Source organism: Microcoleus sp. EPA2, assembly GCA_020882975.1.
GTDB lineage: Bacteria > Cyanobacteriota > Cyanobacteriia > Cyanobacteriales > Microcoleaceae > Microcoleus.
Genome location: JAHRFD010000009.1, coordinates 30,954 through 45,474 on the forward strand (window position 1 = coordinate 30,954; position 14,521 = coordinate 45,474).

Consider the following 14,521-nt stretch of genomic DNA (forward strand, 5'->3'; position numbering starts at 1 on the left):
TATTCTACCTTTGTTTACTCTCCGGCTAAGCCTAGGGCGCGCCTGACTTGAAACCAAGCCGATCTGAGTCTCCAAAATTTGCTGCTTTCCATTGCTAGAATCCGATTATGCGATCGCTCAACTTCTGCTTTGACATAATTTAGCGATTTTTCTGTTTCTTCTAACTGCCCTTTCACAGCTCCTAAATGAACTTCGGTCAGCTCAAAACTCCTTTGAACATCAACCAATTTAGCTTCAGCTTCTTGCAGCTTTGCTTCCGTTTCTTGTAACTTAGCTTGAGTTTCTTGCCCTAGGGCTTTAGTAGAATTTAATTCCTGTTTAGTTTGCTCTAATTCTATCTTAGCCGCAGCCAACTGACTTTCCACCAAGTTAATTTTGTGATTTGTAGAACTCAACAAAGACTTCGATAACTTCTGGCTGACCAGGGATTGAACTCTGCAATTTTCAACGATCAATTTCCCGCCACAGTTATTAATCAATTTCACCGTTAATATATCCTGGGGAGAAATAGTATCTTTCCCTAAATAACAGTTCCAGCCAGACTGCCAGATTGCATCTTTCTGAAAATGTTGCTCCAGATCCAGGCGGTCGTAAAAAGGCTCTGTTTTCTGGACAAGCTTACCGTTTACCAGCACTTGAACCTCATCAATTATCCCATCCTGATTGACATCTACAGCCCACCCTTCCAAATATAAACTACCCTTTTTAGTAAAAGTAGCAACATCAACATATCCCTCCGGGTGATGATTGAATTGCCAGCTATAAAAATCTTTAACTCGGTGATTTGTCACAATATACAAATCCTGAAATCTACATAGACCTTTTTCTATGCGATGCACAAATGCTTGGCCACCACTGACGCGATGTACAATTTCTCGAACAAACTTTTCTGTTACATAAGTTGTGCCGTATTCTTGCTGATTTAAGGATTGAATTTCGCTGTTGGGGCTGAACAAAAGACCTGTGGCTGGCATTTCTGTACCTGGTGCCCGCAAACACTCATCGTGAACGCTAAACATCAAAATGCCATTAGGATTCAACAAATTATACAAATTTTGCAACCAGCCACCAAAGGTTTTTTCTGGCATATGGCTGAAAAAAGAATTAGCGACAATGCAGTCAAACTTTTGGTCAATGAGATAATTTTCTGGATTTCCCGTAGAGACAATACCGTTAACACCGAAGTATTCTGTTTGAAACTTGACAGCCTGGGTAGAAATGTCAGACACCCAAACTCGTTCCGGTGGCATTTCCTGAATCAAAAAGCGGGTAAAGCGACCGTAACCGCAGGCAAAGTCGAGAAAAGATGGCACATTTTCAAAATCGCCAAAATGCCAATCTACAACTTGTTTAACTGTATCCATAATCCGACGACCGAGGGAATAATAGCGCACCAAAGCCCGATCGCTGTCATTTTTTACATTCCTCAGAGCAAACAAATACATTTCATCGTTTTCGCAAATATTCTGTTTAAAATTTTCGGGAAACTTAGCTTGCTCTCCAATTAATGCTTTAATAACAGAATTTTCTACCATATCTAGATTAATGTTGCTCATTATTTCCACAAAATTTATCTGATGACCTCGCTTGACGCTTCTGTTACCATTGAATCAGAATTGACAACAGTTAAACACGGTTCAATCAGCAAGTCAACAATACCGTTCCCACAGGATTCAGTACAAGACTGAACTCTAAACATTGCCACATCTACACAGCGATCGAGATAAGTCAAATCTTCATCTACCGTTCCCACCACCCCGGCGTTCAAAAAATAAACCCCAGGATTTAGCAAACATTTAAATTGAAATTTGACTACAATTGTTGTTCCCGCTTCCACATACTTAATTGACTTGCTAGAAGCCTTCAAAGAAGCACCAGCCAACTCAAAGCCGCTAATGGTTTTAATTAACATTCCAAATCTAACTTTGGAAGTAGACTTCGAGAAAGTGACAGAGTAAGTATAAATATAATCTTGACGACCAATCAAGTGATTTACCACATTTCCCTTCAGCGTAGTGATGCAGGGATTAATAATGGAGGCTCCCCTAGACGGATACCTCACCGTATTCGAGGGTATCATGCCTGGATCGTAATACTCTTCGTAATAGTCCTTGAATTCTGGAATGGATGGCTCTTGTTTAATTTCTCCAGTTGTGATTTCTGTGGTGACATCCTGAAGGTCTTCTTCCGCTTCCTGCTTGGTCAGCTTATTCAATACTCGAATATCTTCCTTTAACCCCAAGACTTGATCTGGATCGGCATAAATCAATTTTTGATACTTAGATATGACCACCTTGGGCGTGTGAGCTAGGAGTAATTCCCCGCTATCCATTAAAATTGCCGAAGTACAAAGTTGTACCACAGAAGTAGCTGCGTGAGAAACAAATAAAATGGTTCCCCCACTTTCCTGAATTGACTGTAAGCGAGCAAAACACTTACGCTGAAAAGCTTCGTCACCGACAGAAAGTGCTTCATCAACTACCAAAATATTTGGCTCAACGCTAGTGGCGACAGCGAAAGCCAGCCGGACAAACATACCGCTAGAATAGGTCTTGACTGGCTGTTCGATGAAATCTCCAATATCAGCAAAAGCTGCTATTTCATCAAATTTTTCTTCGGTTTCTTTTTGATTGAATCCCAGGATTTGAGCGTTGAAAAATACATTTTGCCGTCCGGTAAATTCTGGGTTAAAACCACTGCCGAGTTCCAACAAAGCTGAGACTCGCCCTTTAACTTCGACGCTACCTGCGGTTGGTGTTAGCGTCCCCACAATTATTTGCAGGAGCGTGCTTTTTCCCGAACCGTTGCGACCGACAATTCCTAGAGTTTGTCCTTGAAAAATTTCCAGATTGATGTCTTGTAGTGCCCAAAATTCGTCAGCAAGTTTTTTGCTGGGATAAATTATTTCCTTTAAGCGGTCTCCAGGGCGATCGTACCGTTTAAAACATTTGGAAACATTTTTGAGTGAAATTACAGTTTCTGTCATTAGATTTTAGATTTTAGATTTTAGATTTTAGATTGACTTTAGATCTAAAACAAATTTACAGTACCCTATCTAAAACCAATTTACAGCACGTCAGCAAAAGCCGGACGCAAACGTCGGTAAACAATTAAACCTCCACAAAATATAGCAGCAGAAATTAATGTGGCTACACCCCATTCGCCCCAGTGTTTCACTTCTCCAAGCAGTATGAGGTCGCGGTAAACTTCTGAAATTGCTGCCATGGGATTCAACCAAAAGATCAATCCACGCCACTGTTCGGGAATCACCGATGCTGGATAGACGATCGGTGTTAAATAGAACCAAAAATTTAGAATAACACCTAAAGTCTGAGGAATATCTCGCAAAAATACCGTTAAGCCTGCGGTCAAATATCCCAAGCCGGCAGTTAGCAGCAACTGAGGCATCCAAACCAGGGGCAGCAAGCACAGTGTAGCGTTGAGCTTTTGCGATGATACTGCTACTATGACGATTAAAGCTGCTAGACCGAGAGAGCTTTCAATAAATGCTGTCAAAATAGGTACTAGCGGGAGTAAACCGAGGGGAAATACCACTTTTTTCACTAAATTTGGCTGCCCTACTACGGATACTGCCGACTTAATCAAACCACTGGTAAAGGCACTCCAAGGCAGTAAACCTGCAAACAGCCAGACTCCAAAGGTAATGTCGCTGTTTTCTGGGAAGCCTACAAGGTTGAGTTTTACCTTGAGGACAATGGAAAACACGTAAGTGTAAATCAGCAATTGTGATAGCTGATTCAGCAAAGGCCACAAATTGCCGAGAATTGAGCCTTTGTATTGAGATTCTAAATCGCGGCGCACTAATGTTGCCAGCAAATTGAGCTTCGCCCGTCGCCCGCGGCTAACCGTTCGGGCTTTGTGGGCAAATCCTTTGACCGATCTCAGCAATTTTTTTGCCCTCGTTCGCTACCTTCACACCTAAATCAACTCAAGCTGCTTGATAGCAGCTTTTGTTAAACCGCAATTATTCCACAGCCTCGCTACTTTGATCAAGGGTTTGTGGGCTAGCTGCACCCAGAGGGATGGTTTTTGAAGCCCGAAGACACTTATGGGCTGTTGATTAGCCGATCGCCTCGCTGAGTGCCGAACCGATCGCCGCTTTTTGCTCCCCATCATAGCCCCAGCGATCGAAAAACTGTTCATATTCCCCTTGTCCAGTCCGCAAATTTTCTAGCATTTGCTCCGCTAGAGTTTGACAAGCAGGTATTTGCAGAGTTTGAATTAGATGGCGCGATCGCCCTTGTACTCTCTGTGAACCCGCGGCCATTTCCGGCTTGTGATGACGCGAGTGATAGACAACCATTGCGGCCGACATCGCCAGATTTTTTACCAGCAGTTCTGCTACGATCTCAGGAGCCTCGCGCAGTGCATCCAGCACTCCAGGAGACGGTTCATCTGCAAGGTGTCGATCGTCCGTCAGATAGGTGACAAAAAACCCTCTAGCGCCGTTGTGTGTGTTCACCAGAGAAGCCACTGCTTGCTGAATCTGGGCCTGTGAAAGTCTATCGGCTTCAATTTCTGACAATAAAGATTGAGTCAGCGCGATCGCCTCCTCAAAAGTTATATTTTCCGATGCTAATAAATCAGACGGTATACTCATAGCCAACTCAATAATTCTCAAGATTATTTTAATCATTGTAAACAATTTCCCCAGTTCGCTCGCAGATTAATATGGCAATTATCTCCTCCAAACAACAGCCTCCCGATCCAAATCTACCCGAACACATTGCCGCAGCCACCCCCAAAAAAACCAAAAATAAAGCTGTAAAACCCCAGACAGAATCGCTGGTAGAACCCCAAGAACTAGCCGACGAAACCAACAGCAAACAAGACGATAAAATCCGACCTCAGCGATTAGCTGAATACATCGGACAGAAAGACTTGAGAGAAGTTTTGGCGATCGCAATTCAAGCAGCCAAATCCCGAAACGAACCAATGGATCACCTGTTACTGTATGGGCCGCCAGGGTTAGGTAAAACCACAATGTCGCTAATTTTAGCAGCAGAAATGGAAGTTGAATGCAAAATCACCACAGCCCCAGCCCTAGAAAAACCCCGCGATATTGTCGGATTGTTAGTCAACCTTAAAGCCGGAGACGTGCTGTTTATCGACGAAATTCACCGCTTATCAAAAGTAACAGAAGAAATCCTATATCCAGCGATGGAAGATTGTCGCTTAGATATTACGATTGGTCAAGGCAAAAGTGCCAAAATTCGGACTATTCCCCTGAAACCGTTTACCTTAGTAGGAGCAACTACAAAAGTTGGGTCGCTAACAGCTCCCTTGCGCGATCGCTTCGGACTGATCCAAAGATTACGCTACTACGAAATAGATGAACTCAGTTTAATTGTCCAAAGAAGCGCCCAAGTTCTCGACACTCCCATTACAGCAGAAGGAGCCACAGAAATTGCCCGCCGAGCTCGTGGCACACCCCGCATTGCTAACCGATTGTTGCGGCGAGTTAGAGACTATAGTGAAGTCAAACAATTAAAGCCGATCACCGCCGAAGTGGCATCGGTTGCCCTAGAATTATTCAATGTCGATCCGCTAGGTTTGGATTGGACCGATCGGTGTCTGTTGACAGCAATGATTGAAAACTTTAATGGTGGTCCAGTGGGTTTAGAAACCCTGGCGGCTTCCACAGGAGAGGATACTCAAACGATTGAGGATGTGTACGAACCTTATTTGATGCAAATTGGATTTTTGCAAAGAACAAGTAGGGGTAGAATTGCCACGGTTGCTGCTTATAAACACTTGGGTTTACTTTAAGGGGAGATTGGCCATTGCACTGGTTCCAAGGCTCTGTCTGGGAACCCAGATCAAGAGGCTCTGCCTCGATGGTATGGTTCAAGGCGAGGCAGAGCCTCTGGATCTGCGTCCCTAGGCAGAGCCTAGGGACGAGGGATAACAAATAACCAATAACCAATAACCCATAACAAATAACCAATAACCAATAACCAATAACAAATAACCAATAACCAATAACCAATAACCAATAACCAATAACCAATAACCAATAACAAATAACCAATAACCAATAACAAATAACCAATAACCAATAACCAATAACCAATAACAAATAACCAATAACAAATAACCAATAACAAATTCCCCATGTTACTATCCCTGAGAATCGAAAACTTTGCATTGATTGACTGTCTAGACCTAGAATTTGGCCCTAGTTTGAACGTATTTACAGGGGAAACAGGGGCTGGGAAATCGATTATCCTAGATGCGATCGATGCAGTCTTGGGTGGAAAAGTCGATCGCCGTGTGATTCGCACAGGAGCAGCGCGGGCCATACTGGAAGCGACTTTTGAATTGGACAAAGCTGCATTATTGTGGCTGGGCGAGCAAGAAATTGAACCGATTGATGGGAATTTAGCGGTTTGCAGCCGGGAAATTATGGCATCTAGCGGTACTTTGCGGACGAGATCGCGTTTGAACGGAATTTTGGTCAACCGCCCCTTGATGGAGCAACTGCGCGATCGACTCGTGGAAATTACTGCTCAAGGCCAAACCGTCCAACTAGGACTAGAAACTCTCCAGCGAGAATGGCTAGATCTCTATGGTGGTAAAACTATTTTGCAAGGGCGATCGAATGTCACCGCAGCATGGCTTGTCGCCAGCGAAGCCAAAACCGCCCTCAACCGCAGACGTCAGTCAGAACAGCAGCGCCTGCAAAGACTTGATTTATTAGAATACCAAGTCCGAGAGCTTGGCCAAGCCCATATCGAAGACGCGGCTGAATTGGAAAACCTCGAACAAGAATCAATCAGGCTTAGTCACGTTGTGGAGTTGCAGCAACAAAGTTACCAAGTTCATCAAGCTCTGTATCAAAATGACACGGATGCTGCCTCTGCTGCTGACTTGTTGAGCAAAGCTGAGGCAACTTTAAGCGACATGGCCGTCTACGATGTTCAGTTGCAACCAATTCTAGAAATGGTCAGCGATGCTTTAGCTCAAGCTACAGAAGCTAGTCGCCAAATTAGCAGCTACGGCGAACAATTAGAAGCAGATCCGCAAAGACTTGAAGAAGTAGAAGAGCGAATTCAGGAACTTAAACAAATCTGTCGTAAATATGGCCCGCTTAAAGAAGCGATCGCCTATTATCAAACCATCCAAAACGAACTAAATGAACTTTTAGCAGGAGGCGAGTCTATGGAGGCATTAGAACTCGCCTATCAAGCCTCTATGGAGCAATTAAAGGATGCTTGCAGCCACCTCAGCGCCCTGCGACGGGAAACGGCTCTGAAACTCGAAGCTGCTTTAGTGGCAGAACTCAAGCCCTTAGCCATGGAAAAAGTACAATTTCAAGTGGAAATTGCAGCAGTTACCCCAACAGCAAATGGTGCCGATCGCATCGCCTTTTGTTTCAGTCCGAATCCAGGGGAACCTCTGCAACCCCTAGGTGCGATCGCCTCTGGGGGAGAAATGAGTCGCTTTTTGCTCGCCATCAAAGCTTGTTTTTCGCAAATAGAAGGTGCTAGCACTCTGGTATTTGATGAAATTGATGCCGGGGTGTCTGGGAGAGTGGCTGGGGCGATCGCCAAAAAACTCCATCAACTTTCGGAAAAACACCAAGTCCTTTGTGTGACGCACCAACCTTTGATTGCTGCCATGGCGGACTGTCATTTTCGTGTCAACAAACAGACGATCGCCTCTGAAACAGGCACACAGGAAGATCTAGGCAACCCTGAATCATCGGAACGTACAGTGGTGCGTGTTGTGGCCCTCAACAGCCAGCAGCGACGGGAAGAACTGGCTCAACTTGCTAGTGGGCGATCGGAAACAGAAGCCATCGCTTTTGCTGAATCTCTCCTAGCTCAGGCTGCTTCTTTGCGCCAAATTCATTCTCAAAAAACTGAAGTTGACCGCAATTATTGTTAAGATTTAACAACTAAACAGGGTATTTGTGTCACAGTTAGCAGTGACACTCGATGGCAACCAGATATTACTATCACAGTTGTACCAGTCTCAGCAACTGTTTTAGCGGCGAAGTTGACAGAAATTCTATGTAGAAACCACAATTGTAGAGATGAGCACACATAATTAGTTAGTAGTGATGTCAGAATGGCGGCTAGTCAAACTTTAGTCCGCATCCATCGACCCCCTGACAGCCCTGGGCTGTTTCATGCTGGTGACAAATCATCGTTTTGTATGGGTAGTTCCCCCGTGCCTACCCTCCCCGTCCACTCCTATATTTACAATAGATTGCAGTCCGCCCAGGCGATCGAACGTTCTGAGTCACCGAATCTAGTTACACTTAGTAAACCAAATGTCAAAATCCGATACTATACCATTTAAAAAAAATTCCCGACCTCCGATCGCCATGGACTAATGGCCACAGCGCTCTCAATCTCCCACGGTTCTCTCCCAAACCGCCCTTCCTTGCCATCGGTAGGAAGTTCTGTAAACTGGGAAATAGTTTGACAAATACTTTTACTCTACTCTTGTGCAAAGCTCCGGGCGATCTACTTGCCAGATCTGCTACCTGAGAGACCAAACCTTAAACTTAAGCTTCTCTAAAGGTCTATGAATTATTCTGCATCTTCCAATCTGTCATCCCCAGGTAATGTGACTATAGATGTCACTCCTATCACTGAAAATCATCAGGAACAGCCCTCTCACTATCCCTCTAGCAGTGGTCAAATCGTCACAACCCAAGGAAACTTCTCCAGTTTCCTCGCACCCCTAAACAAGGATAGTTTTAAAGGAGTTGCCAAGGACGTAGAGAACAAACTGAAGGTTGTCAATCAAACCTTGGGAATGCTCGACAACCTCTTAGACAGCCAAGGGTTTGACGCTATCCTTAACGAAATGTTGCAGTCGATTACCCTCAAAACCGGGGAATTGCTCAATGCCGATCGCAGCACTATATTTTTATTAGACGACGAAAAAAATGAACTCTGGGCAAGGGTTGCCAAAGATGAACATGGCAACAACCTAGAACTCAGATTTCCCGCCAATGTGGGCATTGCTGGAGAAGTCGCCACCGGCAGAAAAGGGGTGAATATTCCCTATGATTTTTACAACGACCCGCGATCGACTAACGCCAAAAAAACTGACGAAAAAACAGGATATCGCACCTATACAATGCTGGCGATGCCTCTGATCAATGAAGACACACAAGAGTTAGTAGCAGTCGTTCAACTGATTAATAAACTCAAGGCAGATCATCATAATTACGACCATTTAGACGCACAGATCGATCGGCAAGGATTTACCCAAGAAGACGAACAAATATTTAGAGAATTTGCCCCGTCCATTCGCCTAATTTTAGAATCTTCTAAATCTTTCTACGCAGCAACTCAAAGGCAGCGGGCAGCGACAGCGCTGATGAACGCCGTCAACGCTCTTTCTCAAAGCAGTCTAGACTTAGAAGACACTCTCAAACGGGTGATGGATCAGGCTCAAGAACTGATGCAAGCCGATCGCAGCACCCTGTGGCTAATTGACGAAGATCGAGATCAACTATGGACAAAAATCCCGATCGCAGGTCAACTTCAAGAACTTCGCATACCCAGAACCGCCGGTTTTGCAGGTATTGTCGCCCAATCCAGTGAACCGCTACTAATTTCCTTTGACGTATATGACGACTCCCGCGCCGAAACTTCCAAAGAAACAGACAAAAAAACTGGCTACCGCACTTGCAGTATGCTCTGTATGCCAGTATTTAATGCCGACCACAAATTGATTGGAGTCACCCAATTAATTAACAAAAAAAAACAAGGAGAATACCCCCCATACAATCCAGAAAACTGGCCTGAAGCCCCGGAACAATGGCGAGCTAGTTTCAATCGCAACGACATGGAATTTATGAAAGCGTTTAATATCCAAGCAGGAGTAGCCCTGCAAAACGCCAAACTATTTGCCGAAGTCAAACAGCAAGAACAAAGACAAAAAGATATGCTGCACGCCCTGACAAACGGCGTCATATCTACAGACCAAAAAGGCCATATAGTCGCTACGAATCCCAGTGCCAAAAAATTGCTTGGCGTTAGCGATGCCCGCTTGGCAGAAGGTCAATCTTTGCGCGATCTAATTAACTTGGAAAAAGGTGATTTTGCCAAGTGGTTCGATGTGGCATTGCACCCTACAAACGAAAAAGACCGCCAGCAGTATTACCCTGACCAAGTATTGATTGCCTCCGAAGGAGAACAGCAGAGCATAAATTTGTCGATCAATTCCATGACAGATGCTACTGACCCCAAAAAAGTTAACGGAGCATTAGTTGTGATGGAAGATATCAGCAGCGCTAAGCAAGTCAAAAACTTGATGTACCGCTACATGACCCCAGCAGTAGCCGAAGCGCTGCTGGCTTCAGGAGATACAGGATTGGGAGGTAAACGCAAGCACGTTTCGGTGCTGTTCTCCGATATTCGCAGCTACACCACACTTACGGAAAAATTGCAAGCCGAACAAGTGGTAGAGATGCTCAACAAATATTTTGAAGTGATGGTAGATTCCGTATTCAAGTACGGAGGTACTCTCGACAAATACATCGGCGACGCTCTGATGGCAGTTTTTGGCTCTCCAGCACCCCTAGAAGATCATGCCTGGTGCGCCATGCAAACCGCCGTGGAAATGCGGGAAAAATTGAAGGAATTTAATCAAGAGCGAATTGCTAATGGCGAGTTACCGATCAGTATCGGTATGGGCATCCATTCCGACGAAGTTGTCAGCGGTAACATCGGCTCCAGCAGACGGATGGAACTCACTTCCATTGGAGATGGGGTGAATCTCGCCTCTCGCTTAGAAGGGGCCAGCAAGCAGTACGGCACTGACTTAATCATTAGTGACAACACCTACAAAGAATACAAAGAGCGAGTGTACGTACGGGAACTAGATTTCATTACTGTTAAAGGCAAAAGCGAACCAGTCATCATTTACGAACTTGTAGCTATCAAGCCCGGTTACTCCTCCGTTAGCAGGGAGCTGACTGATGAAGAGGCAACAAAATTTAAAACTGCTCTAGAACAACTAGAACACTACAACGCAGGACGCGAATTTTACAAGCAACCTGTTACTCAAAAACTATCTAAGGCTGAGGTGGAAGAAATATTAAAGACTGTGGCAAAAATGCCAGAAGCAAAGGTCAAAGAACTCTCCTACGAGGTCGATAAACAGTTAGAACATGAACTCAAAAAATTGTTATCTCAACTAAAAAAAGAGCCTGAGTACGATGTAACAAATCAGTCCCCAGCCCATAAAATATTCGAGTCAGAAATTAAACTCCTGAAATGGGAAGGTATCAAAAACCTGTCGGAAGATGAAGCCACACTCTTGATAAAATCTAAGATCGGAGAGTTATCACCAGACGAAATTAAGGAATTGCAAGAGGGCGATGTCAAAAAGATTTTGGAAGCAGATATCAAAAACCCATCAAATGGCAAAATCAAGCGTTTGAAATCCTCACATATCAGACAGTTATTGCAGGCGAAAATTAAAAGCCGGGCCGAAGAAACAGTAGCAGAAAGGTTAGATGAGGAATTTGTGGAAAATCTGACCCTCGATGGAGTGAAAAAGGTACTGAGCGAAATTAAGACAAAGTTAGAACCGAAAGCTAGGAAGTGTTTTGAACACGCACTAGGCAAATTTAATGAGGTTTTGAGCCAAGATCCCAAAAACAAGGCGGCTAGATTACACGTCGATCGCTGTGTGCTATATAGACTTCACCCCCCAGACGTACTGAACTGGGACGGGGTGTGGAACCTCACAGAAAAATAGGACTCCTCGCCCTAAGTCCTGGGTTAAATGCTGAACCAGCCCCCCTATGGCTGGCAGCCACGGCGAACCATAAACCTCAACATCCGATTGGGGTTTCAAACGCCAAATTAACTTATTGACAAACTACCCATAGCTGAATGTGTGGGGAATTTTTATTCTGCCATGCTTTCTCTAACACTCACTGAGACGGTGATTTTAAATCTGCTCCAACAGGTATGATTGTTTTATGAAAGATGCTGAAAACCACAGCTACTTAATGTTCTAGTCTTATTATGGAAAACTACTAGCGTCAGTTATGAATAATTGGAATTCGCAGTCGGGAGATATTGAGTGGGTAGATCAGGTTTACCAACTATTGCTAGAGATTGCTCGGAACTCCTTGTCCGATATCCCCAGAATGCCACCTAACATTACCCAAAAGGCTCTACCTCTGATACAGAAGGTACAAAGCATTCAGCAAAGACGAGATGGACAAGTTTTCAAATCCGGTTCCTTTTCGGTAAACGATCGCGAATGGGTCGATCAAGTCTGTCAACTACTGGTGGAACTGACAGGCGCTTCTTTGTCGGAACGACCGAAAATGCCGGAAAACCTGGCAGGTAGAGCTTTAACCCTGGCAGACAAGGCGCAAAATATCAAAGAAATCATCGAAGAAAATGCTTCCCTTCCCCCAGCAGATGAGGAGGAACCCTTACCGTCTCCAGAGGCGGTGCTGAATGTGTTGCACCACACTTTAAAAATTCAGCGTGCAAAAAGCTACAAGCCTGATGCTCCCGAATGGCAGCAAATCTTGAGCCTGCTCGATGTAGTCCAGTCAATTTACAAGGAAATCCAACATTAGATTGATTCTTCGATCGGGGTGTGGCTGATTTTGTGTCGATCGCGTTATGTCGTGGGTCAGCGCCAAAAAATCAATCCGAGGCGATCGCACTCCTGGGCTTTGTATCAATCTTATGCAGCCGTTAGGCCCGATCGCTCCTAAAATGCTATGAAAGGGGTTTGACAAATAGCAAAACCCGGATCATCTGTTAACTTGGAGATATTGTTGTGGACTTATCGCTAATTCCGGCACAGCCGAAACCAGGACTGCTCAATGTTCTGATCGAAATTACCGCCGGTAGCAAAAACAAGTACGAATTTGATAAAGACTTACAAGCCTTTGCTCTAGATCGGGTGCTCTCTTCCTCAGTCCAATATCCATGCGACTATGGCTTCATACCTAATACCTTAGCTGACGATGGCGACCCCCTCGACGGCATGGTGATGATGGATGAGCCCACATTTCCGGGGTGCGTGATTGCAGCCCGTCCCATCGGAATGCTAGAAATGATCGATGGAGGCGATCGGGACGAAAAACTATTGTGCGTTCCCGACAAAGACCCACGCTACGCTCACTATAAGTCCCTCAAAGACGTAGCACCCCATCGCTTGGATGAAATAGCCGAATTTTTTAGAACCTACAAAAATTTGGAGAAAAAAGTGACAGAAATTCTAGGGTGGCAAGATGTGGATCTAGTAATGCCATTAGTGGAAAAGTGCATCGCAGCCGATCGCAAATAAACCATTAGCCCGCATTCTTGGACTACAACCAGAATCACATACTCCCACACCAAATATGATTTATGGTGTGGGCAGACTAGATTCCAATTTAAAGATATATTTGATTTCATTTGAGGTACTCCGACTGTTTCCCTATCAAATGTTTTGAATGTTTCTCTGTCAAACATGATGATCACGATCGGGTTCCCGGTCCCACCTCACTGCCTGAAGGCTGAATGTTTTTTTAAATTCTCGAAGTAAAAAATAAAATCTCAACTCCCAAGTTCCTGCGCGTAAAGCTAAAAAAAATGCCTGATTCCCAAAAGTCCGCAGCCATTCCACAGCCTTCTGATGGCAAAGCCACTAGCTCAAGCAGCCCTTTGACCGAGTTTGTCGTTCAGTTTTGGGGAGTCCGGGGCAGCATCGCAACTCCCGGTAGCAAAACCATTCGCTATGGAGGTAACACCTCTTGCGTAGAAATGCGATTGGGCAAACAACGCCTGATCTTTGACGGTGGCACAGGTTTGCGAGTCCTTGGTCTCAACTTACTGCGCCAGATGCCAGTGGAAGCCCATATGTTTTTCAGCCACACGCACTGGGACCACATTCAAGGATTCCCTTTTTTTACCCCCGCCTTCATTCCAGGCAACTGCTTTCACATTTACGGTGCGATCGCCCCCAACGGCACTACAATTAAACAGCGTCTGGCCGACCAAATGCACCACCCCAACTTCCCAGTCCCCATCCAGGTGATGCAATCAGACCTCAAATTTAATGACTTGACTCCGGGGGATATCATCGAACTCGACGATGTAAAAATCGAAACAGCCCTGCTGAATCATCCCAATACTGCGATCGGATATCGTGTGACCTGGGAGGGACATAGTGCCGTCTACTGCACCGATACAGAACACTTTGCCGATCGGTTAGACGAAAACATAGTACACCTAGCTCGCGACGCAGATGTGTTAATTTACGATGCGAATTACACCAACGAAGAATATCATGACTTCAAGTCGCCCAAAGTCGGCTGGGGACACTCGACTTGGCAAGCAGGAGTAGAAGTAGCCAAAGCAGCGGGAGTCAAAAAAGTGGTAATGTTTCACCACGATCCAGGTCATGACGACAACTTTCTCGATCGAGTAGAAGCAGAAGTCCAAGCAGTTTTCGCCGATAGTTGCTTAGCACGAGAAGGCATGAGCATACCAGTGATTTAACAAAAAATCAACGC

The 14,521-nt window shown here is 44.8% G+C and carries 11 protein-coding genes; 7 read left to right on the top strand and 4 right to left on the bottom strand.

Features of this window, described 5'->3' with window-relative positions; genetic code table 11:
• Positions 1-14: 14 nt before the first annotated feature.
• The 4 genes from AAFP14_RS10685 to AAFP14_RS10700 form a co-directional block, all read right to left on the bottom strand.
• Positions 15-1,556, bottom strand: coding sequence for a methyltransferase (locus AAFP14_RS10685; protein ID WP_341732242.1), 1,542 nt, complete (start codon positions 1,554-1,556; stop codon positions 15-17).
• Positions 1,557-1,570: 14 nt separating this feature from the next.
• Positions 1,571-2,986, bottom strand: a complete 1,416-nt coding sequence (locus AAFP14_RS10690) for an ABC transporter ATP-binding protein (RefSeq protein WP_341732243.1) — start codon at positions 2,984-2,986, stop codon at positions 1,571-1,573.
• A gap of 80 nt (positions 2,987-3,066) precedes the next feature.
• A complete protein-coding gene (locus tag AAFP14_RS10695; RefSeq protein WP_341732357.1) occupies positions 3,067-3,906 on the bottom strand; it encodes an ABC transporter permease in 840 nt (279 codons plus the stop codon).
• Positions 3,907-4,081: 175 nt separating this feature from the next.
• Complete coding sequence (locus tag AAFP14_RS10700; protein WP_472851041.1) at positions 4,082-4,657, bottom strand: hypothetical protein; 576 nt, start codon at positions 4,655-4,657, stop codon at positions 4,082-4,084.
• Between the two features lie 35 nt (positions 4,658-4,692).
• Here AAFP14_RS10700 and ruvB point away from each other — a divergent pair, with 35 nt between their 5' ends.
• The 7 genes from ruvB to AAFP14_RS10735 all read left to right on the top strand — a co-directional run bounded on the left by ruvB (position 4,693) and on the right by AAFP14_RS10735 (position 14,507).
• Positions 4,693-5,790, top strand: a complete 1,098-nt coding sequence (gene ruvB / locus AAFP14_RS10705; protein ID WP_341732244.1) for a Holliday junction branch migration DNA helicase RuvB — start codon at positions 4,693-4,695, stop codon at positions 5,788-5,790.
• Positions 5,791-6,135: 345 nt separating this feature from the next.
• A complete protein-coding gene (recN, locus tag AAFP14_RS10710) occupies positions 6,136-7,911 on the top strand; it encodes a DNA repair protein RecN (RefSeq protein WP_341732245.1) in 1,776 nt (591 codons plus the stop codon).
• 183 nt (positions 7,912-8,094) lie between these two features.
• Positions 8,095-8,328: a hypothetical protein gene (locus AAFP14_RS10715; protein ID WP_341732246.1), complete on the top strand. Its 234-nt coding sequence runs from the start codon at positions 8,095-8,097 to the stop codon at positions 8,326-8,328.
• A 228-nt stretch (positions 8,329-8,556) separates the two neighbouring features.
• Positions 8,557-11,751: a GAF domain-containing protein gene (locus AAFP14_RS10720; RefSeq protein ID WP_341732247.1), complete on the top strand. Its 3,195-nt coding sequence runs from the start codon at positions 8,557-8,559 to the stop codon at positions 11,749-11,751.
• 295 nt (positions 11,752-12,046) lie between these two features.
• A complete protein-coding gene (locus AAFP14_RS10725; protein WP_341732248.1) occupies positions 12,047-12,592 on the top strand; it encodes an inorganic pyrophosphatase in 546 nt (181 codons plus the stop codon).
• A 206-nt stretch (positions 12,593-12,798) separates the two neighbouring features.
• Positions 12,799-13,311 carry an inorganic diphosphatase gene (locus AAFP14_RS10730; protein ID WP_340521403.1) on the top strand — a complete coding sequence of 171 codons (513 nt, stop codon included), beginning with the start codon at positions 12,799-12,801 and terminating at the stop codon, positions 13,309-13,311.
• A 287-nt stretch (positions 13,312-13,598) separates the two neighbouring features.
• Positions 13,599-14,507, top strand: coding sequence for an MBL fold metallo-hydrolase (locus AAFP14_RS10735; protein ID WP_341732249.1), 909 nt, complete (start codon positions 13,599-13,601; stop codon positions 14,505-14,507).
• Positions 14,508-14,521 lie beyond the last annotated feature (14 nt).

Excerpts from the sequence above, each read along its gene's own strand:
- AAFP14_RS10685 (WP_341732242.1), bottom strand. The coding sequence starts at position 1,556 with ATGAGCAACATTAATCTAGATATGGTAGAAAATTCTGTTATTAAAGCA.
- AAFP14_RS10690 (WP_341732243.1), bottom strand. The coding sequence starts at position 2,986 with ATGACAGAAACTGTAATTTCACTCAAAAATGTTTCCAAATGTTTTAAA.
- AAFP14_RS10700 (WP_472851041.1), bottom strand. The coding sequence starts at position 4,657 with ATGATTAAAATAATCTTGAGAATTATTGAGTTGGCTATGAGTATACCG.
- ruvB (WP_341732244.1), top strand. The coding sequence starts at position 4,693 with ATGGCAATTATCTCCTCCAAACAACAGCCTCCCGATCCAAATCTACCC.
- recN (WP_341732245.1), top strand. The coding sequence starts at position 6,136 with ATGTTACTATCCCTGAGAATCGAAAACTTTGCATTGATTGACTGTCTA.
- AAFP14_RS10715 (WP_341732246.1), top strand. The coding sequence starts at position 8,095 with ATGGCGGCTAGTCAAACTTTAGTCCGCATCCATCGACCCCCTGACAGC.
- AAFP14_RS10720 (WP_341732247.1), top strand. The coding sequence starts at position 8,557 with ATGAATTATTCTGCATCTTCCAATCTGTCATCCCCAGGTAATGTGACT.
- AAFP14_RS10725 (WP_341732248.1), top strand. The coding sequence starts at position 12,047 with ATGAATAATTGGAATTCGCAGTCGGGAGATATTGAGTGGGTAGATCAG.
- AAFP14_RS10735 (WP_341732249.1), top strand. The coding sequence starts at position 13,599 with ATGCCTGATTCCCAAAAGTCCGCAGCCATTCCACAGCCTTCTGATGGC.